Here is a 20210-nt window from a genome sequence, read left to right as displayed (position 1 = left end):
AAGTCTCTATTTTGAGAATTTCCGTCTAACGAGATTGACCGCTGCTTCTAAGGATATGCCTCTTTCAACAGCGTCTGAAACACTACCATGCCTTACTGATACGTTGAAGTTCGGTGAAAGGCTATTAATCTTCTCTTCTAACGCTTCAGCCAGAAGAGGAGAACTGCCTTCTCCGTAGATTGCAATTTCGTCTACTTCCAAAAGCATCGATGCGTTGCCGAGCACGTATGCTAATTTTTCAACAACCTCTTTATATAGATTCCTATAAATTGCTATCGCGCTTTCATCACCGTTCTTAGTAATGTTTCTTATCTGCTTCAATTCTGTCCAGTAATCTTCCTCATGCTCTATGAAATCAACGAAGCGAATGTCTTGTTTCGTAAATTTCTTAAATACCGCGTAGTCAGAAGCAACAGTTTCAAGACAACCGACCGCTCCGCAATAGCACTTTTCATTTCCGCCGTAGTACAGGTGGCCAAGCGGTATGTTTTTGAACTCGTCGCGGCTGAAGAGCGCATGATATTCGTAGTAACAAGCACCTATGCCCGTTCCGTAATTCAGAACAAAGACTCTTTCCTTGCCTGAGGTTTTTGATTCGTACGCTGCGATGGCTTCTACGTCTGAGATTATAACATACGGTATGCCAAGTGATTTTAATTTCAGTGACTTAACCGGGTCGTAATTCTTCAATTTTAGTATCCGCGATTCCACTTTTCCATCCACAACGTTTCCAGAAAATGCGATGCCTACACTGTCGAAGTCGTAGAATTTCTCTATTGTTCTCTTTAGCAATTCACTCATTGCTTCATTGTTCAAGTGTTCACTCTTAACTCTATATTCAGCACTTTCGAGTTCTTCACCTTTTCCATTGTAGACAACTGCTCGAATCTTTTCTCTACCTACGCTGACGGCAAGTATAGTCCAAGCGTTTTTGGATATTGAAACAAATTGAGGAGGCTTCCCTATAGTAGGGAGCTCCTCCTCAATATCTATATATCCTTGCAATTTGTCGAGAAGATAAGTCATAGTGGAGGGGTTCACACCTATTATTTTCTCAAGCTCCTTGCGCCTTATTTTTTTGTGTCTCAAGATTTGCAGCAGTATCTTGGCTTCGTTTTTCAACAAAATACCTCCAATATGTTTTGAACAAACTTTGCTTCATTTTCTGCTGTGTTTATTATACATCATATTTTTCATTTAACAACAGACTTTATAACTTCCAAATACCTCCTCACGTGGGCAGTTGACAGATATGTTCTTCTGACCTTTTCTTTCGCTTTCTTTCCAAATTCGTCAAGTTTCGTTTTATTTTCCAAAAGTTCCGAAATGGCGTCCGCCAAGTCGTTCACTTCGGTTCTGAGGTATCCGTTGACACCGTCATCTATCTGTATTTTCACTCCGCCAACGGGTCTTGCAACGACTGGGTGTTCTTTCCACATCATTTCGCTGATTACAAGTCCAAAGCCTTCCCTCGTTGCTGTGTGCAAGCCAATGGTTGAGAGCCTTTGGATAGCGTTGACTTCAAGGTGGCTCACGCCTTTGAGGTCAGTTAAGAAGAGTATATCTTTATCCGTACCAGCGTACCTGAGAACATCCTCGAAGAACAACCATCCTTCTGGATCGTCCTTTGCCATCGCAGACACGATTGCAAGCTGGACATCGTGTTTCTCTTTGACCTTTCTGTAAACGTCGATGGATGAGAAAAGGTCTTTCCAGGGGTCGAACCTTGCAACGACTGTTATAAGTGGCTTCGATGTGTTGATGTTGTACCTGTCAGCAACCTCCATCATCTCTCCATGGCTCATCTCTCTATTTTTCGGGCTAAGTGGGTCGATGCTTGGTGGGAATTCTACGGCTATCTTGTCGAACGGAGCCCTTACATAGTCCATTATATGGAAGAGTGCCTTTTGGTAGATGGTCATCTTCGAAGTGAGCCTGTCCCATACCTTCAGATTCGGCGTGCTTGTGTCAATGTGACAGCGCCAGATGTATTTTGTGTTTGGTGAATTTCTGTAGAGCGGTACATACGCTGGCTGTGGGTCGTGAATTATCACTACGTCAGCGTCGAGATTGAGTTTTTTAGCGTTTTCTTCGTTGACTTTTTCATATAGCGCCCACTCTTCATCGGTTATTTCGATATCTGCGCCCTGCAATGTGTTGTGAAACTTCTTCGTGACGTTAAAAAATTCCATAGGTGCTTCCAATACTTCCCAAGTAGCATCTATTCCTGCATCTCTCATCAACGGAACGATCGTCATGAGCAATTCTGCTACTCCACCGCCGTATGCGGTAGCGTTTACGTGCACAACTTTGAGCCCTTTGAGTTCTTTTCCAAGTTCGAATATTGCATCAACGTCTTCTTTAGCAAAAATACTGTAGTCTGAAAGCTTCTTAATAGGCAGTTCTACCGTCATATGCCTTACCTCCTTCTGTTTGTGATTAGATTGGAAATTATTTCAAATATTCCATATTATATTCGAAATTCGAATATTATTTTCATCTTATTTTACCGCACATTAGTATAAATTATCGATGGTTAATTTTGATGAAAATTGGCTAAAAAATTCTTATAACTATCTATAAGGATACAAATCTTTTCCAATCTTTTAAATGTTTTTTCGTTCTCACAAAAGCAATATTTTGTTATTCAAGATTGGCTGTGATATACTGAGTTTGAATTTCGAATTTACCCACATCACATTTTGGGAGGTGTACGTATGAAGAAGTTTTTATTGGTAGCTTTACTATTGGTACTGTCTGTGGTAGCGTTTTCGAGAGTAACCATAACAATGACAGCGGGTGCGGTAGGTAAGGAGCTTGAGGTATTGTACGCTCAGCTCGATACTTTCATGAGGCAGAACCCAGATATTAAAGTTTCAGTCATGCCAATGCCAAACTCATCAACGGAAAGACACGACCTTTATGTCACGTACTTAGCTTCTGGTGAAAAGGAACCAACGATACTTATGCTTGACGTTATCTGGCCAGCAGAGTTTGCACCATACCTTGAAGATTTATCAGCAGACAAGGATTACTTCGAGCTTGGTAAATTCCTCCCCGGAACAGTTAAGGCAGCAACAGTCGGCGGAAAGATCGTCGCAGTTCCATGGTTCACAGATGCTGGTATGCTTTACTACAGAAAGGATTTACTTGAGAAGTATGGATTCAAGAATCCTCCAAAAACATGGGACGAACTCGTAACTATTGCAAAGACAATAACAGCGAAGGAAAAGAACATTCAAGGATTTGTATGGCAGGGTGCAAGATACGAAGGTTTAGTCTGTGACTTTATGGAATACTTGATTTCCTTTGGCGGAGATGTCCTTGACGATGCAGGAAACGTTATAGTCAACAGCCCAGCAGCTGTAAAGGCTCTCCAGTTCATGGTCGATTTGATTTACACACACAAAGTCTCTCCACAAGCAGTCACAACATACATGGAAGAAGAAGCAAGAAGGGCATTCCAGAACGGTCAAGCAGTCTTTATGAGAAACTGGCCATACGCATGGGCACTCCTCAACGATCCAAAAGAATCAAAAGTTGCAGGTAAAGTCGGCGTAGCTCCACTTCCAGCAGGTCCATCTGGAAAGTCAGCTGCAACGCTCGGTGGTTGGATGCTCGGTATCAACAAGAATGCAACACCAGAAGAAAAAGCAGCTGCAAAGAAACTTGTAAAGTTCCTCACAGGATACGATCAACAGCTCTACAAGGCAGTCAACGCAGGTCAGAACCCAACGATGATGGATGTTTACAAAGACGCATCACTCAAGAAAGCAGCTCCATTCATGGTTGAATTGTACGGTATGTTCATTAACGCAGCTCCAAGACCAAGAACAGCGAAATACAGCGAAATTTCCGATGTAATCCAGAAATACGTACACGCAGCACTTACAAAACAGACAACCCCACAAAAAGCAATTGAAGACATGGCAAAAGAGCTTAACAAGGTGCTTGGAAAATAAGATAGTCTCATATCCTACATCTTCCTAAATAGTCTTGCAAAAAAAAGCTTTAAGAGTGCTAAAATATAACCGGGGGAATACCCCCGGTTTTTCAAAAAAAGTTCTTTTGTTCTAAATCCGGGAGGTGGATCTCTTTGAAGGTCAAAACTAAGGAAACCGTAGTAGCTTGGTGGATGGTGCTGCCAGCTTTGATAGTCATATCTGTGATCGCATTTTTTCCACTTTTTAAAACTTTTTACGATAGTTTCTATGAATTTAGTTTGAGGCCTGATATAGAGAAGGAGTTTGTTGGTTTAAAAAATTACGCGGATTTATTTCACGATGATAGGTTTTTAGCAGCATTGAAAACAACAATTGTTTTTACTGTTGTTTCTGTTGCACTTGAGACTCTGTTTGGGTTGCTGATAGCTGTCGTGGTTAACCAACCTTTCAAGTTTAGAGGTGCAGTTAGAGCTGCAATGCTTATTCCATGGGCTATTCCTACTGCGATTTCTTCGCAAATGTGGAAGTGGATGTTTAACGACCAGGGTGGCATTATGACCAAATTGCTTGAAACGTTGCGAATAATAGAACCCGGATTCCCGATTTTGGGTTCGCCGGATACTGCACTTTGGGCGATAATAGCAGTCGACGTGTGGAAGACAACACCGTTCATGGCACTTTTGATCTTAGCCGGTCTACAATTGATACCAGAAGAGCTTTACGAAGCGGCAAGAATCGATGGAGCGAATTTGTGGCAGAGGTTTACAAAGATAACTTTGCCAATGCTCAGTTCAACGATAGCGGTTGCTCTGATATTCAGAACGCTTGATGCTCTGAGAGTATTCGATGTTGTGTTCATAATGACGCGCGGAAGCGTCGGAACTGAGACCTTAGCTGTCTACAACAGGGTTCTGCTTATGGATAGGGCGTTCACTGGCGCGTGGTTTGGCTACGGTTCCGCACTCTCTGTGGTTATATTCCTACTGATTTCAATATTCGCAATAATATATATAAAATCTTTAAAGCTTAAGCTCGATTAATTGGTTTGCATTCGAGAGGTGATCAAAATGACAACTAAAGCAAAGAGAAATATCATGAATTTCTTGCTTATACTATCAGTTGTTTTTATCTTAGTCTGGTGTATCTTCCCGTTTTACTGGGCTATTATTTCATCACTTAAGCCAAATATAGAGCTTTTCGACCCTAATCCGACGTTTCTCCCAAGAAATCCAACGTTTTCTAATTACGTTAAGGTCTTCCAAGAGAGACCGTTCCACGAGAACATATGGAACAGCATTGTTGTATCAGGTATAACGACACTGACGACGCTTATCTTTGGCTCATTCGCAGGATATGCGATCGCACGTTTGCACATGAGAGGGAAAGCTGTAGTAATGGCTTTGATCCTCGCAGTCAGTATGTTCCCGCAGATTTCTATCCTCGGTTCGTTGTTTGTTATTTTGAGAAAGCTTGGGTTTATAAACACATATCAAGGCTTGATATTGCCGTATGTGGCTATCACACTCCCGCTCACAACTTGGATATTGCAGAATTTCTTTAGAGACCTTCCGAAAGAGATCGAAGAAGCTGCAGCTATAGATGGTTGTTCAAGACTTCGCACTCTCTTTCAGATTGTGTTTCCAATGTCAGCTCCGGGTCTTGTTGCAACTGGGCTTTTGACGTTTATAACCGCTTGGAATGAGTTCCTCTTTGCATTCACCTTTATGCAAAAGCCTGACTTTTATACAGTACCTGTCGCAATAGCGATGTTCGCTGGTAGAAGTCAGTACGAGCAACCGTGGGGACAGCTCATGGCTGCGGCTGTTATCGTCACTGTACCGCTCGTAGCACTCGTGCTTATATTCCAGAACAGAATTATCGCCGGTCTTAGTTCGGGTGCGGTGAAAGGATAAAATCTATTGTTGAACATTGAGTTGATTAAGTCTGGGGGATTGTTGATGGTACTATTTGTCGGTGAATTGCTTGCGGACCTTATCACGGAAGAGCGATTTCAAAATGCGGAGAATTTTGTTTTGAAGATTGGTGGTTCTCCGGGGAATATAGCGCGATACAGTGCACAACTCGGCGTACCTTCAAGGATGCTTTCGAGGGTGGGAAATGACCCGATCGGAGGAAGAATTCTGAAAAGGCTCGCAGAGTCCGGGGTGGATGTGTCTTTTGTTCAAGAAGATAATATCCACGGAACTACTTTGGTGTTCGTTCAGAAGACGCCTGACAGTCCGGACTTTTTCGTTATTCGTGGTGCGGATCAACATCTTGAGTTGGCTAATGATGAAATCGAAAAGATCCTTGAAGGAGTAAAGATAGTGCATTTTAGTTGTTGGATGCTGTCGAGGTGCAATTTGTACGAGCTTACGATGAGAATTGTCAAAGCAGCTTTTGAAAAGGGGATATCGGTAAGTTTTGATCCAAACTGCCGTGATAAGCTTTTTGAATGTGGGAAAATTGATAGCGAAAAGGTAATGAATATGCTTCGGTACACAACATATTCAAAACCTTCGCTTGATGATGCGATTGCGATTTTCAAGAGTGAATTGAGTGTGAACTCTCCTGTTGAAAACGAAGTCAAATATTATATAGAGCGATTTCATCAGTTAGGTGTGAAATATGTTGTTTTAACCGCAGGCAAGATGGGAGCTTACGCGTCAGATGGAAACACGATTATTCATATACCGCCTTCCGCAAAAAAGGTTATTGATGCAACGGGCGCTGGTGATGGTTTTTGGGCAGGTATGTACTACGCTTTAACAAAAGGGTACGATTTTTTCAAGGCTTGTGAATTTGGAAGTAAGGTAGCAGGTCATATAGTCGGATTTGTAGGAGCAGATGTGCCTTTGAATGAATTCAAGGTCGAGTGATAAGGACTATCATGAAAAGGGGTTTGAGTATGATTAAGAAGGTTGCTTTTTTTAATCCACAAGGTAATTTCGATAGAAACGACAGCCACCTTACCGAACACCCGGATTTCGGGGGACAACTGGTATACGTAAAAGAAGTTGCCAAAGCGATGGGTGACATTGGAATCGAAGTGGATATCATAACGAGGCAGATAATCGATCCAGATTGGCCAGAGTTTTCAGAACCGTATGATTACTACCCGGATGCACCGAACGTGCGAATTGTGAGGATACCTTTTGGCGGTGAAAAGTTCTTAAGGAAGGAAGACTTGTGGAAATTCTTGCCTGACTATGTTGAAAAGATATACGAATTCTACAAGTCTGAAGGGAAATTTCCGGATTTTGTGACAACACACTACGGTGACGGTGGTATAAGTGGAGTGTTGTTCTTAGAAAAATCTGGCATTCCATTTTCGTTTACAGGTCATTCGCTCGGCGCTTGGAAGATGGATAAAATCTTATCTTCCGGCGTCTCTGTTGAAGAGGCGGAGAAGAAATACAGGTTTTCTGTAAGGCTCTTGGCAGAAAATCTCTCTATCAAGTATGCTTCTTTCGTTGTTTGCAGCACAAGTCAGGAACGATACGTCCAGTATTCGCACAAAGCTTATAATACTGATCCGTACAGCGATAAGTTTAAAGTTATTCCTCCTGGGATTAATAGCTCTATATTCAACACTGAGAGCAAACAAGAGGACGAGTATGTGAAAAAGTATTTAGATGGTATAATTGCAAGGGCTCCTGTAAAGAGGCAAAAATTGCCTTTTATAATCATGTCAAGCAGGTTGGACAGAAAGAAGAACCATATCGCTGTCGTGAAGGCGTTTATGAAAAATGAAGAACTCAGAGGTTCCGCAAATTTGCTGATAGTTGTTCGAGGAGTTGACGATGCCTTTAAATTTGTAGACACACACAGCACCGAAGAAGCAGAGATCCTAAGGGAAATATTAAATGTTGCAGGAAATGAAGTAGGTATTAGTGTATTTTTTGCGAACATATCTGATCAAAGAAACTTAGCAGGGCTTTACAGAACCACCGCACAGAGGGGTTCTGTTTTCGTACTTCCGGCGATATATGAGCCATTCGGGCTTGCAATAATCGAGGCTGCCGCCTGTGGGCTTAAAGTTGTTGCTACAAAGAACGGAGGTCCATCTGAAATATTCGCTAATGGTGAGGGGTTGCTTATAGATCCGGAAGATACTCACGATATCGGACACAAAATATATGTAGCTTTAACTCAGTTCGATGCGCAAAAATCATTAGAAACTGCAAGAAAGTACAGCTGGAAAAATACTGCTCTCGGGTATTTAGAAAACATCCAAAAGGCTCTTGAAAACAAACGAACATCGATAGATGAGGGCGACATAAAAAGATTTTTTGAGATAATCAAGTGCATATAGGGTATTTAAAAGAATAATATTCTTTAAGAAAGGGCAGAACACTTTCTGCCCTTTTTATTTTTACAACAGCTTGGTTGAATTATTAAAGCATGGATGATAAAATATTAGAGTAAGCTACTACTCGGTATTTCAAAGAGGTGAGGAGTTTGAAATTAGGGCACCTTTTAAAATCGATAGGTAAGTTCATAGTATTTGAGAATATTCCTGAAGAGCTTAAAAACGTTGAAGTTACGGGCATTTACAACAACTCGACTAAGGCAAAACCTGGCTCACTTTTTATTTGTAGGCAGGGAAGGTCTTTTGATTCGCACACGATTGTTGATACGATATATCGTGAAAACGGCGTGCTGGCTTTTGTTACCGAGAAAGAGATAGATTCGAGATTTCCATACGTCCAGGTTTACGATTCGAGGCTTGCCGAGGCCTACTTGGCCGATACGTTCTACGAACATCCGTACAACAAACTCATTGTTTTTGGTGTAACAGGAACTAATGGCAAAACGACGTGTGCACACCTCTTCCACCACGTGATGCAACAACTTGGCTTGACTGGAAGCCTTTCTGGCACTGTGATTAACGATATAATGGGGGATAAATTCTACATACACAACACAACTCCTGATGCACTAACGATCATGGAGAATATGGTTAGAACAGCGAAAAACGGCGGGAGTTATTACTCAATGGAAGTATCTTCGCATTCGCTTGATCAAGCGAGAGTTGAAACTATCAGATTCGATGTTGCGGGTTTGACGAATATAACTCGAGACCATCTCGATTATCACCCGACTTTTGAGCACTATGTCAATGCGAAACTGCACCTTTTTGATCTCTTAAAAAAAGATGGAATAGCAGTTGTGAACGAAGATTACGCATCTTTGGCTGCTTCCAAGACAGTTCCGCGACTCGTAACATTCGGTACGAGCGAAAAAGCTAAGTACAGGATTTCAGATGTAACAACATCGCTAAACGGTACGACTTTCATGCTAAGTTCCCCGTTTGGCACGAAAAAAGTCTACACCCAGATGATTGGCGAGTACAATGCTTATAATGTAACCTTGGTTCTTGCTGGATTGGTTGAAATGGGCTATGAAATAGATGAAATAATAAGCTATATCTCGACTTTCAGAGGGGTCGACGGGCGATTTGAACCCGTCCCTGAAGCTAAGAAACTCGGAATTGACGTGATAATAGATTTTGCTCACTCACCAGATGCTCTGGAGAAGGTAATTCTTAGTGCTCGTAAACTTGCAAAGGGAAGGGTAATAGTAGTATACGGTGCAGGTGGACAGGCTGATAGAGGTAAAAGACCCATGATGGCAGAGGTCGTCACGAAACTCGCAGACATAGCAATTCTGACAACGGATGACCCACGCGGCGAGGATCCAGAGCAAATTATAAAAGAGGTTGAAAAGGGAGTTCAACCGAACTCACTATCTTTAACCGTTATGGATAGGCGAGAGGCAATAGATACTGCCATAACTCTCGCAACGCGTGGAGATATAGTCCTGATAACCGGTAGAGGCCACGAGCCGTATCAGATCTTCACAGATACGCTCAAGATACCGTTTAAGGATAGGGATGTAACGCTCGATATAATACTTTCAAAAATCAACAAAAATCACGGAAGGGATAGTTGAGAAAGATGATAAGTCTCAAAGAACTCGTTGGTCACAGATTTGTTATAGATTCCCGAGAAGTTAAGCCAGGAGATGTTTTCATCGCTATAAAAGGCAACCGAGTTGACGGGCATGATTTTGCAAAGCAAGCAGTCGATGCCGGTGCATTTGCAGTTGTCGTTGAACGGGATGTTGGACTTGAAAATCAGGTTGTAGTCCCAAATACAGTAGAATTCTTAGGACAATACGCGAGCAAGATTGTAGAGAATTTTAAGCCCAGAATTGTAGGTATCACGGGCTCGAACGGAAAAACAACAACTAAGGAAATTGTTGCTGCAGTTCTTGGTGCGGAAGTTCCAACATTCAAAAACGAGGGAAATCTTAATTCCGAGATAGGATTGCCTCTTGCGATAATAAATAATTACAAAGGCGAGCCGCTGCTCGTTCTTGAGATGGCTCAAAGAGTTGTTGGTGATATTGAATACCTTTGTAAGCTCTTTCCACCGGATATTGGGGTGCTTCTCAATGTTGGTAGTGCACACGTTGGTGTTGCGGGTAGTTTAGAGAACATCTTCAAAGGCAAATGGCAGATAGTTGAGAATTCAAAGCAGAGTTTGGTGAATTACGATGACGAGCGAATGAGATGTGAAAAGTGCAGATATTTCGGAACCTCTGGCGGTGATTACATCCTTAAAGACAAGAAGTTTGATGGCGATTCCACAATTCTAACATTTGAAACTTCAGAGGGTGAGTTCTATTATTCTTTGAAAGGCTACTGGACAAAGGCTATGGCTCTGTCTGTTCTTGTTGCCTTCTCCGTTGCTGATATGCTGGATATCTTCTTCAATCCTACTGCACTGTACGGTTTCAAACCGTTGAAGGGTAGGTTCAACGTCCACCGTTATCAAAATGGATATCTTATCGACGACACATACAATGCAAGCTATGAGTCTTTCAAGATAGCGATTGAAGAATTGGTTGAGAATTTTCCAAAACCTATTTATGCTGTGGTCGGTGCCATGAAAGAGCTTGGCGAATTTTCAAAGCAATATCATAAAATGCTATCAGAATTGTTAGAAAGGATGGACGGTGTTATAGTTTACGATAAAGAGGAAGAATCGAAAGATATTACACCTTCTAACCTTACATTTAGAAGTACAAGCTTCGACGAAGTTGTAAGGTTCATCGAGGAAAAGATCCTACGTAGTGATTTCGCTGGAACAGTATACTTCAAAGCATCTCGGGCAGTGGAGCTTGATAAGGTCGTTGAAAATATAATGGGGAGGCAATAAGGATGGTAGTCCTTTACAGCATAATCTTCTTTATTGAATTTATCGTCGGGCTCTTAGTTTATCCAAAATTCATCGAGTACATGAAAAAACTAAAGCTCGGGCAGTACATAAGACAGGAAGGTCCGGATCTGCACAACTACAAAGAAGGCACACCGACTGCAGGCGGCATCGTTTTCCTCTCAATTGCGATTATAACGAGTTTCTTGCTCGGTTTACCCAAGGAACTTATCTTAACGCTCATATTCTACGGGTTCATAGGATTTCTCGATGATTTTGTGAGCATAGTGAAAAAAAGGTCGCTTGGATTAAAGGCATGGCAAAAACTCGGATTGCAGATGCTTTTTTCAGTCTGGGTCGCATACAGCGTTTTGCAGTATAGGGAAAGTACGATTTTTGGGATAGACGTGCCAAAGTGGGTTTTTTACATATTCACGATGCTCCTCATTTCCGGCTATTCTAACGCCACCAACCTAACAGATGGTATCGACGGACTTGCAGGTTGGGTTTTTGTAACGAGCGCTCTACCTTTCGCACTCTTTGCAAAGAATAGAATTGAGCTTGGAGCTATATTCGTACTCGTTATGCCAGTTCTTGCATTTTTGGTATACAACACAAGACCTGCAAGAGTATTTATGGGCGATACAGGATCGCTCGCACTTGGCGCCTATATCTCAACTTACGCGCTCATGACAAGCAATGAGCTTGCACTGTTGTTCTTCACTTCGATATTCCTCCTTGAAACGATAAGCGTTATCTTGCAGGTAAGCTCTTTCAAGCTCAGAAATAAAAGAATTTTCAGAATGGCGCCTATTCACCACCATTTCGAACTGCTCGGGTGGAAAGAAGAGAAGATAGTTGGAGTCTTCAGTGCTTGGAATTTGGCGATAGCAATACTTTACATTGCAAGTTTCTTAACGTTTTAATCGTTTTCAGAGGGATGGGATGGACAGAATACTGTTTGATTTTTTCTTTGCTATAGTAGTAACCATCTTCTTCATAATGTTTTCCAAGAAAACGAAAATATTACTTGAATACCCCGACAAAAGAAAGAACCACAGTAAACCGGTTCCGCTCGTCGGAGGTTTGGTACTTTACACTTGGGTTATCTACAAGAATATCAATAACTGGAATTTGGTAGAAAGCCTCCCGATACATATAGCCTTTGCTATCGGATTAATAGATGATCTGTTAGAGATACACTACTATGCCAAACTGCTCTTTCAGTTCCTCCTTGGTTTGCTTTTTATCCAATCAACTCACTTTGTTCTATTTGGAAATGTAGCTTTCGATAAGGTAATAACCTTCCTGCTGTTCATAGCATTGATGAACGCATTTAATTTGGTAGATGGAATAAATGGTTTGTTGTTAGCTCTTTCCCTGATATACTTTGCCTTTACTCTTAATTTTTCAATGCTTCAAATACTCTTTATACTACTACTCTTCAACATGGCGGAAAAACTCTTCATGGGCGATTCGGGAGCATTTTTGATAGCTTATCTGCTACTTTCGAGCGATAGATTACCAAATGAAGCAATTAAGATCGGTGTATTTTTCGGTTACCCGCTATATGAAATAGCCTCCTCATTTCTGAGGAGGCTTGTATTTAAACAAAACCCATTTAAGCCCGACAGGTTTCATCTGCATCACATAGGTTCCAAACTTTTTGGACACACGTATTTCTTGATTATCGCGGCATTCTTGACCATTGGCTTTTGCAGGTTGTCATCCAAGGAATTCGGGCTGGTTTTCTACGTTGCTATATCCCTTCTGATTTTCGCCTTCCAAATTAAGAGTATCAGAAAGTTCAGGAACCTCGACAAGGTTGAGAGCGTGTCTGAGCGAGACGAGAGCGACCTCAAGTTGTGAATCGTTTGGCTCAGCTGTTGTGAGTTTTTGGAGTATCATTCCCGGTAATGCAAGAAGTCTGAGTTTTGGGTACTTGTCAAACGCTCTCAAAAGCTCATATGACACACCTGCGACTACAGGCAACACTAAAATCCTCAGGAGTATCCTCGAAAGCATATTCAATGGACCAAATATGCCGAAAAGGCTGTGGATAATGATAGCTATGATTAAGAATATCATTACGAAGTTTGTTCCGCACCTTGGATGGATTGTCGAGTATTTTCTTGCATTCTCGATAGTTAATTCTTCGTTGTTCTCGAACGTGTGTACAGCCTTGTGTTCTGCACCGTGGTATCTGAAGACGGTCTTGACGTCTTCAAACAAAGATATTACGTAAACGTATATCAAGAAGAAAGCAAGTCTGATGAGACCATCCACAAAAGAAAACATAAATTCGTTATCTCTAAATCCGAGCCATTTTGTCAGATAAGCTGGCAACACTATAAATAAACCTATTGCCAACGTCAAAGCTGTAAGGATAGAAAAAAAAGATTCTCCCTTCTTCATTTCCTCTCCTGTTGACATTTCAGCACTTAGATTTAATGCCTTTATGCCAAAGTAAAGTGAATAGAACAGACTTATAAATCCTCTAACGAACGGGATTTTAAACCATTTGCTGTTCGTCTTTGGATAGCCGAGTTCTTTAACATCGATGCTGCCGTCTGACTTTCTGACAGCGACAACAACTCTCTTACCCATCATCAAAACACCATCAATTACCGCTTGGCCACCGACTTTCATCCTTTTCACCTTCTTTAACATCGATATAAAAAAATCTGTTGAAAAAAGGTGCCGAAAGGCACCTATATCGAATTATTGCTATTGTTTTTTATCTCCTCATAAAATTCCAGAACCTTCTTTGCGTTCTGGTCTTCAAGCAAGATCCTGTAGAATCTGTAAGCTTCCTTGTCTTCCGGAGAATTCTTCGTCATAAAATAGCTTATAACCTTTGTGCGAAATTGTGATAATTCATCGTCTGACATCTGTGCTACGGAAGATACGATTTCATATATTCTCTCGTCGTTTGTACAAGTTTGTGCGATGATTTTTAGTTCCTCCAAACGTTCACTCATCCTTCATTTGTTGATTACTTCTTCAAGAAGACTTTGAACGATATACCTGTCCTTGTTTCGTTTCCAATTTGGATTTCGATGAATGCTGGCACTGCGTAAAGGTCCAAACCTTCTTGCTCCAAAAACCTTCTTGCGATCGCTAAGGACTTAGATGCCTGATTAACTGCCCCTGCACCTATCGCTTGAATCTCAACTTTTTCGTTCTTTTTCAATGAACCGACGATAGCGCCCGCAACTTTGTTTGGGCTTGACTTCGAGCTGACTTTTAGAATTTCCATAAGACCTATCCTCCTTGTACTATGAAGTGATATGATAGCATTGAAGGTAATTCTCAAATATATTTTACCACATATTTTTTGAAAAATCAAATTTTCAAGTCTAATGTTATGGTACTGAATGTTACGAACAGTAAAAATAGATTAACAAAAAATTATTTGACAAATTCAGAATAAGTGGTAAAAATTTATTGTCTTATTGTAAGACGAATTGGCACATAAAACGCGTCGTAAACGGTTGGGGATACCCCGCACGTCTCCAACCTACGTTGTTTTAGTGCCTGTAAATCATTCAGGGAGGTGAAGTTTGTGTACGCTATCGTGGAAAACGGTGGAAAGCAGTACAAGGTAGAAGTTGGACAACTCTTGCACACAGAAAAGCTCAACGCAGAACAGGGAGCAACTGTCACACTCGACAAAGTAGTCATGGTTAAGACGGACGATGGGAAAGTGCTCGTCGGCAAGCCGTACTTGACGAATGTAACGATCACAGGAACAGTGGTTGAACACGCAAGAGCAAGAAAAGTTCTTGTTGGTCAGTTCATTCCAAGAAAGGGCCACAAGACTATAAAGGGCCACAGGCAATGGTACACCACCGTTAAGATTGAAAAAATTGAAGTAAAGTAATTGACTGAGATGATAAGCTGCAAGTTTGTGAAGGAAGATAATCTCTACAAATCATTCGAAATAAGCGGACATGCATTATATGCGAAAAAAGGAAAAGATATAGTCTGTGCAGCGGTGAGTAGTGTTTCTCAGCATACGGCAAGGGTTTTAGAAGTAGAAGGAGCAGTAGTTAAGATAGAGGAAGGGTATTTAAGAGTTGAGAGGATTTCGAAAAATGAAATTTCACAGCGATTCGTTGAAGAATTGGTTGTTACGCTTAAAGATATCGAAGAACAGTACCCAAGGTACGTGAAGGTGGATGTAAGAGTGGAGGTGAGCGATGATGCGCATTAATATACAATTGTTTGCAAAGGCAAGCGGCGCAGGAAGAAACGGAAGAGACAGCAATCCAAAGTACTTGGGATTCAAGAAGTACGATGGACAGCAAGTAGTAGCTGGAAATATAATTCTCAGACAGAGGGGTACAAAGTTCTGGCCTGGTCAAAACGTTGGAATGGGTAGAGACTTCACACTCTTTGCTCTTAAAGATGGTGTAGTCAAAATAGTAGCAAAGAACAACAGAAGATACGTTACAGTCGTTGAGGAGTAACCTTTGAGGATCTCTAATGGGTATCGAAAGTGGACCAAGGGGGTGTAGCTATGAAAAAAGCAACAAGGATAGCAACGATCGGAATAATGTCAGCACTCGCAACGGGCTTGATGTTCTTAGAATTCCCAATTTTCCCGGCAGCAAATTTCTTAAAATTCGATCCAAGCGATATACTTCCACTACTCTCTGGTTTTATATTTGGTCCACTTGATGGTATACTCGTTTTGTTAATAAAAGATTTGCTCTTTTACTTGCTAAAATCGGGCGACATAGTTGGAATAGCGATGAACTTTGCAGCAGGCGTTTCTTTTTTACTTCCAGCTGTATATATTTATAAAATACGCAAAAATAGGGTATTTGAGATCATGGGTTACGTTGTCGGAGTCTTATCGGTAACTGGAATCATGACGGTCCTCAACATGCTTGTCGTTCCGCTATACTGGAAGATTCCGATGAGCGAAACGGTGAAACTTTTACCATACATAGCTGGATTTAATGCAATCAAATTCTCGATCGATTCAGTTGTAAATGGGTTAATAAGAGAGAGAATATCGAAGATATTCGAAAATTGATAGAATTGAATAAGTAAAGAAGCGAAGGGAGGAAAGAAAATGGCAAGGCCATTACCTATACAAAAAACCGCTTTTCCAAAAGTAGAGAGAAAATGGTACCTTGTTGACGCGGCAGACAAGCCTCTTGGAAGGCTTGCGACAAGGATTGCTCTCTTACTCCAAGGGAAAAATGAACCAACATGGGCACCTCATCTCGACAACGGCAATTACGTTGTTGTTATAAACGCAGATAAGGTTAAATTAACAGGTAAGAAAGTCAATCAAAAGGTTTACTATCACCACTCAGGTTACCCAGGTGGTTTGAAGGCACAGACTGCAAGGCAACTTCTTGAGAAACACCCAGAAAGAGTTATTGAACTTGCAGTTAAGAGAATGCTTCCAAAAACGGTAGTTGGTACGCACCAATTCAAGAGATTGAAAGTTTACGCTGGAGAGAACCATCCACACGAAGCACAAAAACCTGAGAAGGTAGAACTTCTCTAATGGGGAGGGAAATAAATGGCAGAGATTTACATGGGAACAGGTAGAAGAAAGACGTCAACTGCCAGAGTTTACCTTAGACCTGGCTCAGGAAAGATAGAGATAAACGACAAAGTTTACAACGATTTCAATGAGTACTTTGAGAATAAAGTTTGGACAATGCATGCAATTGAACCACTCAAAGTAACTGGTCTCGAAGGTTCATTCGATGTTCAGATCAGAGTCGAGGGTGGTGGAAAGAACGGACAAGCAGGAGCAGTTAGGTTGGGTTTGGCAAGAGCGCTCGTCGCGTTTAACCCAGACCTCAGGAAGACTCTCAGAGACAAAGGATTCCTCACAAGAGACCCAAGAATGGTCGAAAGGAAGAAATACGGTCTTAAGAAAGCAAGAAGGGCACCACAATTCTCCAAACGTTAATCTGTCTTCAAATATTATCCAAACGCGAGGTGGCGGATGGTCGTTTCCATCTGCTACCTTTTATTATCTTTCATTGTTACTTTAAGATATCAACCTCCTCACCTCAGAGTTCAACAATTCAGTCCAAGTACATGTCTTAATCCCACTCTTTTGTTTAAATTAAACCTCATCTAAGATGAGACAGCGAAGATGAGGTGTTGGGAGTAATATGCATGATCCCAAAGGATACTGTCGAAAAGATTAGAGATAAAAATGACATTGTTGATGTCATTTCAGAATATGTGAGCCTACAAAAAGTAGGTTCGAATTATCGTGGTCTGTGCCCGTTCCATATCGAAACTTCCCCGTCTTTTTACGTAAGCCCTGCGAAAAAGATATATCACTGCTTCGGGTGTGGAGCGTCAGGCGATGTGATAAAATTCGTCCAGGAGATTGAGAATATCTCATACGTAGAGGCCATCAGAAAACTTGGCGAGCGAGTAGGTATAGCCGTTTCTTTCACCGAGGAAGATGAGGAAAGAAATAAGTACTACAATTTTTATAAATCTCTACACGAGCTTTACAAGTCTGAATTGAATAAAAGCCAGATAGCACTCGATTATTTGAAAAATCGAGGTTTCTCACTCAGGGAGATTTTGCTATACGAATTCGGTTTTTCTCCAGCTAATTCTAAACTTCCACAATCTATTGCCCAACGCCTTGGCATTTCAAAAGAAGAGCTCGAAAAGTTCGGATTCTACGGCACTGACCCGTTCGCTGGAAGAATAATAATACCAATAAAGGACGATTACGGACGAGTAATAGCATTCGGTGGAAGGTTGATAGGAGAAGGCGTGCCGAAGTATCTCAATTCGCAAGATACGCTCGTTTTCAAAAAATCCACAACATTCTTCATGTACAACTATGCGAAGGAGCACATCAAAGAAGTGGACTACGCAGTGATATGTGAAGGGTATTTCGATGCACTCGCATTCCACAGAGCAGGTATAAAGAACGTTGTAGCTACGCTTGGGACAGCTCTTACGCGCTCACACATGTTCAAAATCAAGCGTCACACGACAAACATCGTGCTCGCGTTTGATTCCGATAGTGCAGGTATAAAGGCGGCGTTTAGAAGCATAGAGATGCTGATTCCAGAAGGATTCAACGTTGCTGTTGCGCAGTTCAAAGATGCAAAAGATGCTGACGAAACGTATTCAAAATTCGGAACGTCTGGGCTTGTTAGTGTGTTGGAAAGTGCGATAAATTCTGAGACTTTCGTTGTCCAAAGCCTATCCAAGCAATTCGATTTGAAGAACCCAAGCGGATTCAACCTCTTTTTTAAATCGCTGAAGAGCTGGGAGAAATTGTTCTCTAACAACCCAAAGAGTTTAGAAACATTCTATGAACAAATTTCGAACGTCTCGGGGATGAGAAGTGAGCAAATTAAAGATATACTTAGAAATGAATCATCAGGCAAAAGCGGACAGCAGAATGTTCAAAGAAGTGTTCAAGTCGGAACGCGATACGATAAACAAACTCACTTCAATGAACGAAAATCAACTAAGAAACTACCGACAACCGAAGATTATCTTGTTTACATATATTTCAACTACCCAGAGCTCTTCAAACAGATTGATTTTTCGCCGGACATACTTGAAGGAAAAGCGAGAGAATTCTTTTTAATCGCAAAAGATTTGAACGTTTCTTTAGATGGACTGTCTAAAGATATGGTAGCTTTTGTCAAAGATGCATTTGAAAAGATCGAAATAGAAGTTGATGATAAAGTTTTGGAGTACATAAAGAGGAATTTAGAGGAGAAACGTCTTGAAAAGAGAATAGCAGAAATAGACAATCTCATCTCTGCATCTAAGAGTGAAGATGAGAAAAGGGTGCTTTTGAAAGCAAGGATGGAATTAGTCAAACAAGTGCAGAAATTGAAAAGGTCCTCAAAATAAAGAGGAGGTGTTTTTGGTGTCTAAAACTCTCTCTAAGGATGATTTGGAACTTCAAAAGAAGCTCGAGAAATTGGTGGAGCTTGGGAAGAGGAAGGGTTATATAACTTACGATGATATCGACCGCACGTTCCCACCGGGGGAACTAGATATGACCGAAAGCAATGTCTTAGACGTTGTTTATGAAACGCTTGAAAAGAATAGGATTGAAATTCGCGATACGAGCGATTTTTCTAATATCGAAGAAGAGGTTAAGGCTTATCTGAGCGAAGGACCTGAGATATTCGATAGCACCGAGCCAAAAGATTTGATCAAAATGTACTTGAGAGATATAGGAAAGATCAGATTGTTAACACCGTCTGAGGAAAGAAAGCTCGCACAAAGAGCTCAAAAAGGCGATAAGAGGGCGAAAGAAGAGCTCATCATTTCGAACTTAAGATTGGTTGTCAGCATGGCGAAGAGATACCTCGGTAAGGGGCTTTCGTTCTTAGATCTCATTCAAGAAGGTAGCTTGGGATTGATAAAGGCCGTTGAAAAGTTCGATTGGTCGAAGGGTTACAAGTTCTCTACGTATGCTACTTGGTGGATAAGACAAGCTATCACAAGAGCTATCGCAGACCAAGCAAGGACGATCAGGGTGCCAGTCCACATGGTTGAAACGATCAACAAGATACAGAAGATAAAAAGAGAGTACATGCAAGAACATGGTGAAGAACCACCTATCGAATACTTAGCTGAACAGGTTGGAAAACCTGTCGAGAAGATAGAAGAGATATTGCAGGCAACACCGGAGACTTTATCATTGGAAACACCAGTTGGTGAAGAAGACGATTCTTCGATGGCGGATTTCGTAGCTGACGAAAGCATCGCATCGCCAAAAAAAGAGGCAATCAGAACGTTGATGAACGAAGAAATTAGCAAACTGCTCGAAACCCTCAACGATAGGGAAAAAATGGTAATAAAGATGAGATACGGACTTTTGGATGGTAAGTCGAAAACGTTGGAAGAAGTCGGTCAGTACTTCGGCGTTACGCGCGAGAGAATCAGGCAGATAGAGGTTAAGGCGTTGAGAAAACTGAGACATCCATCAAGAAGCAGGTACTTGAGGTTGTTGCAGAAACTTACGGAAGAAGATTGAGAAAGAATTTGATAGCGTGAAGAGGACTGA

The 20210-nt window shown here is 41.3% G+C and carries 21 protein-coding genes and 1 pseudogene; 17 read left to right on the top strand and 5 right to left on the bottom strand.

Annotated features, from left to right (window positions below):
• Nucleotides 1–6: 6 nt before the first annotated feature.
• Nucleotides 7–1122 carry an ROK family transcriptional regulator gene (locus tag BUA11_RS00255; RefSeq protein WP_084634266.1) on the bottom strand — a complete coding sequence of 372 codons (1116 nt, stop codon included), beginning with the start codon at nucleotides 1120–1122 and terminating at the stop codon, nucleotides 7–9.
• Between the two features lie 71 nt (nucleotides 1123–1193).
• The gene (locus BUA11_RS00250; RefSeq protein ID WP_072757144.1) at nucleotides 1194–2414 is read right to left on the bottom strand and encodes a glycosyltransferase; all 1221 of its coding nucleotides are present in this window, start codon (nucleotides 2412–2414) and stop codon (nucleotides 1194–1196) included.
• Nucleotides 2415–2717: 303 nt separating this feature from the next.
• Between BUA11_RS00250 and BUA11_RS00245 the strand changes: the two genes are divergently transcribed.
• The 9 genes and pseudogenes from BUA11_RS00245 to BUA11_RS10405 all read left to right on the top strand — a co-directional run.
• A complete protein-coding gene (locus BUA11_RS00245) occupies nucleotides 2718–3962 on the top strand; it encodes an ABC transporter substrate-binding protein (RefSeq protein WP_072757142.1) in 1245 nt (414 codons plus the stop codon).
• 173 nt (nucleotides 3963–4135) lie between these two features.
• Nucleotides 4136–4984, top strand: a complete 849-nt coding sequence (locus BUA11_RS00240; protein WP_072757802.1) for a carbohydrate ABC transporter permease — start codon at nucleotides 4136–4138, stop codon at nucleotides 4982–4984.
• A 27-nt stretch (nucleotides 4985–5011) separates the two neighbouring features.
• Nucleotides 5012–5857 carry a carbohydrate ABC transporter permease gene (locus BUA11_RS00235; protein WP_072757140.1) on the top strand — a complete coding sequence of 282 codons (846 nt, stop codon included), beginning with the start codon at nucleotides 5012–5014 and terminating at the stop codon, nucleotides 5855–5857.
• A gap of 45 nt (nucleotides 5858–5902) precedes the next feature.
• Nucleotides 5903–6823 (top strand): carbohydrate kinase family protein, encoded by a 921-nt coding sequence (locus BUA11_RS00230; RefSeq protein WP_072757138.1) that lies wholly within the window; start codon nucleotides 5903–5905, stop codon nucleotides 6821–6823.
• Between the two features lie 29 nt (nucleotides 6824–6852).
• Nucleotides 6853–8259: a glycosyltransferase gene (locus BUA11_RS00225; protein ID WP_245789389.1), complete on the top strand. Its 1407-nt coding sequence runs from the start codon at nucleotides 6853–6855 to the stop codon at nucleotides 8257–8259.
• Between the two features lie 146 nt (nucleotides 8260–8405).
• A complete protein-coding gene (locus BUA11_RS00220) occupies nucleotides 8406–9899 on the top strand; it encodes a UDP-N-acetylmuramoyl-L-alanyl-D-glutamate--2,6-diaminopimelate ligase (RefSeq protein ID WP_072757136.1) in 1494 nt (497 codons plus the stop codon).
• Between the two features lie 5 nt (nucleotides 9900–9904).
• On the top strand, nucleotides 9905–11170 hold the full coding sequence (locus tag BUA11_RS00215) for a UDP-N-acetylmuramoyl-tripeptide--D-alanyl-D-alanine ligase (protein WP_072757799.1): 1266 nt from the start codon (nucleotides 9905–9907) through the stop codon (nucleotides 11168–11170).
• A gap of 2 nt (nucleotides 11171–11172) precedes the next feature.
• A complete protein-coding gene (gene mraY, locus BUA11_RS00210; RefSeq protein ID WP_072757133.1) occupies nucleotides 11173–12093 on the top strand; it encodes a phospho-N-acetylmuramoyl-pentapeptide-transferase in 921 nt (306 codons plus the stop codon).
• 19 nt (nucleotides 12094–12112) lie between these two features.
• Nucleotides 12113–12661, top strand: a pseudogene (locus BUA11_RS10405) (undecaprenyl/decaprenyl-phosphate alpha-N-acetylglucosaminyl 1-phosphate transferase); the annotation flags it as partial.
• A 231-nt stretch (nucleotides 12662–12892) separates the two neighbouring features.
• Here the strand turns inward: BUA11_RS10405 and BUA11_RS00200 are convergent.
• The 3 genes from BUA11_RS00200 to BUA11_RS00190 all read right to left on the bottom strand — a co-directional run bounded on the left by BUA11_RS00200 (nucleotide 12893) and on the right by BUA11_RS00190 (nucleotide 14426).
• Nucleotides 12893–13816 (bottom strand): DUF1385 domain-containing protein, encoded by a 924-nt coding sequence (locus tag BUA11_RS00200; RefSeq protein ID WP_072757129.1) that lies wholly within the window; start codon nucleotides 13814–13816, stop codon nucleotides 12893–12895.
• A gap of 62 nt (nucleotides 13817–13878) precedes the next feature.
• Nucleotides 13879–14136, bottom strand: a complete 258-nt coding sequence (locus tag BUA11_RS00195; protein ID WP_072757127.1) for a hypothetical protein — start codon at nucleotides 14134–14136, stop codon at nucleotides 13879–13881.
• Nucleotides 14137–14162: 26 nt separating this feature from the next.
• Nucleotides 14163–14426, bottom strand: coding sequence for a stage V sporulation protein S (locus tag BUA11_RS00190; protein ID WP_072757125.1), 264 nt, complete (start codon nucleotides 14424–14426; stop codon nucleotides 14163–14165).
• A 306-nt stretch (nucleotides 14427–14732) separates the two neighbouring features.
• On the opposite strand from BUA11_RS00190, the gene rplU reads away from it, so the two are divergent.
• From rplU to rpoD, 8 genes are all read left to right on the top strand, one after another.
• On the top strand, nucleotides 14733–15050 hold the full coding sequence (rplU, locus tag BUA11_RS00185) for a 50S ribosomal protein L21 (protein WP_072757123.1): 318 nt from the start codon (nucleotides 14733–14735) through the stop codon (nucleotides 15048–15050).
• Nucleotides 15051–15059: 9 nt separating this feature from the next.
• Nucleotides 15060–15383: a ribosomal-processing cysteine protease Prp gene (locus BUA11_RS00180; RefSeq protein ID WP_072757798.1), complete on the top strand. Its 324-nt coding sequence runs from the start codon at nucleotides 15060–15062 to the stop codon at nucleotides 15381–15383.
• A complete protein-coding gene (gene rpmA, locus BUA11_RS00175; RefSeq protein WP_072757121.1) occupies nucleotides 15373–15639 on the top strand; it encodes a 50S ribosomal protein L27 in 267 nt (88 codons plus the stop codon). Before BUA11_RS00180 ends, rpmA begins: the two co-directional genes overlap by 11 nt.
• Nucleotides 15640–15689: 50 nt before the next feature.
• Nucleotides 15690–16211 carry an ECF transporter S component gene (locus tag BUA11_RS00170; RefSeq protein WP_072757119.1) on the top strand — a complete coding sequence of 174 codons (522 nt, stop codon included), beginning with the start codon at nucleotides 15690–15692 and terminating at the stop codon, nucleotides 16209–16211.
• A gap of 39 nt (nucleotides 16212–16250) precedes the next feature.
• On the top strand, nucleotides 16251–16694 hold the full coding sequence (gene rplM / locus BUA11_RS00165) for a 50S ribosomal protein L13 (RefSeq protein WP_072757117.1): 444 nt from the start codon (nucleotides 16251–16253) through the stop codon (nucleotides 16692–16694).
• Nucleotides 16695–16709: 15 nt separating this feature from the next.
• Nucleotides 16710–17108, top strand: coding sequence for a 30S ribosomal protein S9 (gene rpsI, locus BUA11_RS00160; protein WP_072757115.1), 399 nt, complete (start codon nucleotides 16710–16712; stop codon nucleotides 17106–17108).
• A 212-nt stretch (nucleotides 17109–17320) separates the two neighbouring features.
• Entirely contained in the window at nucleotides 17321–19045 is a 1725-nt protein-coding gene (dnaG, locus tag BUA11_RS00155; RefSeq protein WP_072757113.1) for a DNA primase, read from the top strand.
• A gap of 16 nt (nucleotides 19046–19061) precedes the next feature.
• Nucleotides 19062–20180, top strand: coding sequence for an RNA polymerase sigma factor RpoD (gene rpoD, locus BUA11_RS00150; protein ID WP_072757111.1), 1119 nt, complete (start codon nucleotides 19062–19064; stop codon nucleotides 20178–20180).
• Nucleotides 20181–20210: the final 30 nt, after the last annotated feature.

It is taken from the genome of Fervidobacterium gondwanense DSM 13020, assembly GCF_900143265.1.
Classification (GTDB): Bacteria; Thermotogota; Thermotogae; order Thermotogales; family Fervidobacteriaceae; genus Fervidobacterium; species Fervidobacterium gondwanense.
The sequence above is the reverse complement of the archived record's forward strand: the minus strand, read 5'-3'. Positions and strand labels throughout refer to the sequence as shown.

What these genes read in the sequence shown, in the direction of transcription:
- BUA11_RS00250 (WP_072757144.1), bottom strand. Translation starts at nt 2,414, where the DNA reads ATGACGGTAGAACTGCCTATTAAGAAGCTTTCAGACTACAGTATTTTT.
- BUA11_RS00245 (WP_072757142.1), top strand. Translation starts at nt 2,718, where the DNA reads ATGAAGAAGTTTTTATTGGTAGCTTTACTATTGGTACTGTCTGTGGTA.
- BUA11_RS00240 (WP_072757802.1), top strand. Translation starts at nt 4,136, where the DNA reads ATGGTGCTGCCAGCTTTGATAGTCATATCTGTGATCGCATTTTTTCCA.
- BUA11_RS00235 (WP_072757140.1), top strand. Translation starts at nt 5,012, where the DNA reads ATGACAACTAAAGCAAAGAGAAATATCATGAATTTCTTGCTTATACTA.
- BUA11_RS00230 (WP_072757138.1), top strand. Translation starts at nt 5,903, where the DNA reads ATGGTACTATTTGTCGGTGAATTGCTTGCGGACCTTATCACGGAAGAG.
- BUA11_RS00225 (WP_245789389.1), top strand. Translation starts at nt 6,853, where the DNA reads ATGATTAAGAAGGTTGCTTTTTTTAATCCACAAGGTAATTTCGATAGA.
- BUA11_RS00215 (WP_072757799.1), top strand. Translation starts at nt 9,905, where the DNA reads ATGATAAGTCTCAAAGAACTCGTTGGTCACAGATTTGTTATAGATTCC.
- mraY (WP_072757133.1), top strand. Translation starts at nt 11,173, where the DNA reads ATGGTAGTCCTTTACAGCATAATCTTCTTTATTGAATTTATCGTCGGG.
- BUA11_RS00200 (WP_072757129.1), bottom strand. Translation starts at nt 13,816, where the DNA reads ATGAAAGTCGGTGGCCAAGCGGTAATTGATGGTGTTTTGATGATGGGT.
- BUA11_RS00190 (WP_072757125.1), bottom strand. Translation starts at nt 14,426, where the DNA reads ATGGAAATTCTAAAAGTCAGCTCGAAGTCAAGCCCAAACAAAGTTGCG.
- BUA11_RS00180 (WP_072757798.1), top strand. Translation starts at nt 15,060, where the DNA reads ATGATAAGCTGCAAGTTTGTGAAGGAAGATAATCTCTACAAATCATTC.
- rpmA (WP_072757121.1), top strand. Translation starts at nt 15,373, where the DNA reads ATGCGCATTAATATACAATTGTTTGCAAAGGCAAGCGGCGCAGGAAGA.
- BUA11_RS00170 (WP_072757119.1), top strand. Translation starts at nt 15,690, where the DNA reads ATGAAAAAAGCAACAAGGATAGCAACGATCGGAATAATGTCAGCACTC.
- rplM (WP_072757117.1), top strand. Translation starts at nt 16,251, where the DNA reads ATGGCAAGGCCATTACCTATACAAAAAACCGCTTTTCCAAAAGTAGAG.
- rpsI (WP_072757115.1), top strand. Translation starts at nt 16,710, where the DNA reads ATGGCAGAGATTTACATGGGAACAGGTAGAAGAAAGACGTCAACTGCC.
- dnaG (WP_072757113.1), top strand. Translation starts at nt 17,321, where the DNA reads ATGATCCCAAAGGATACTGTCGAAAAGATTAGAGATAAAAATGACATT.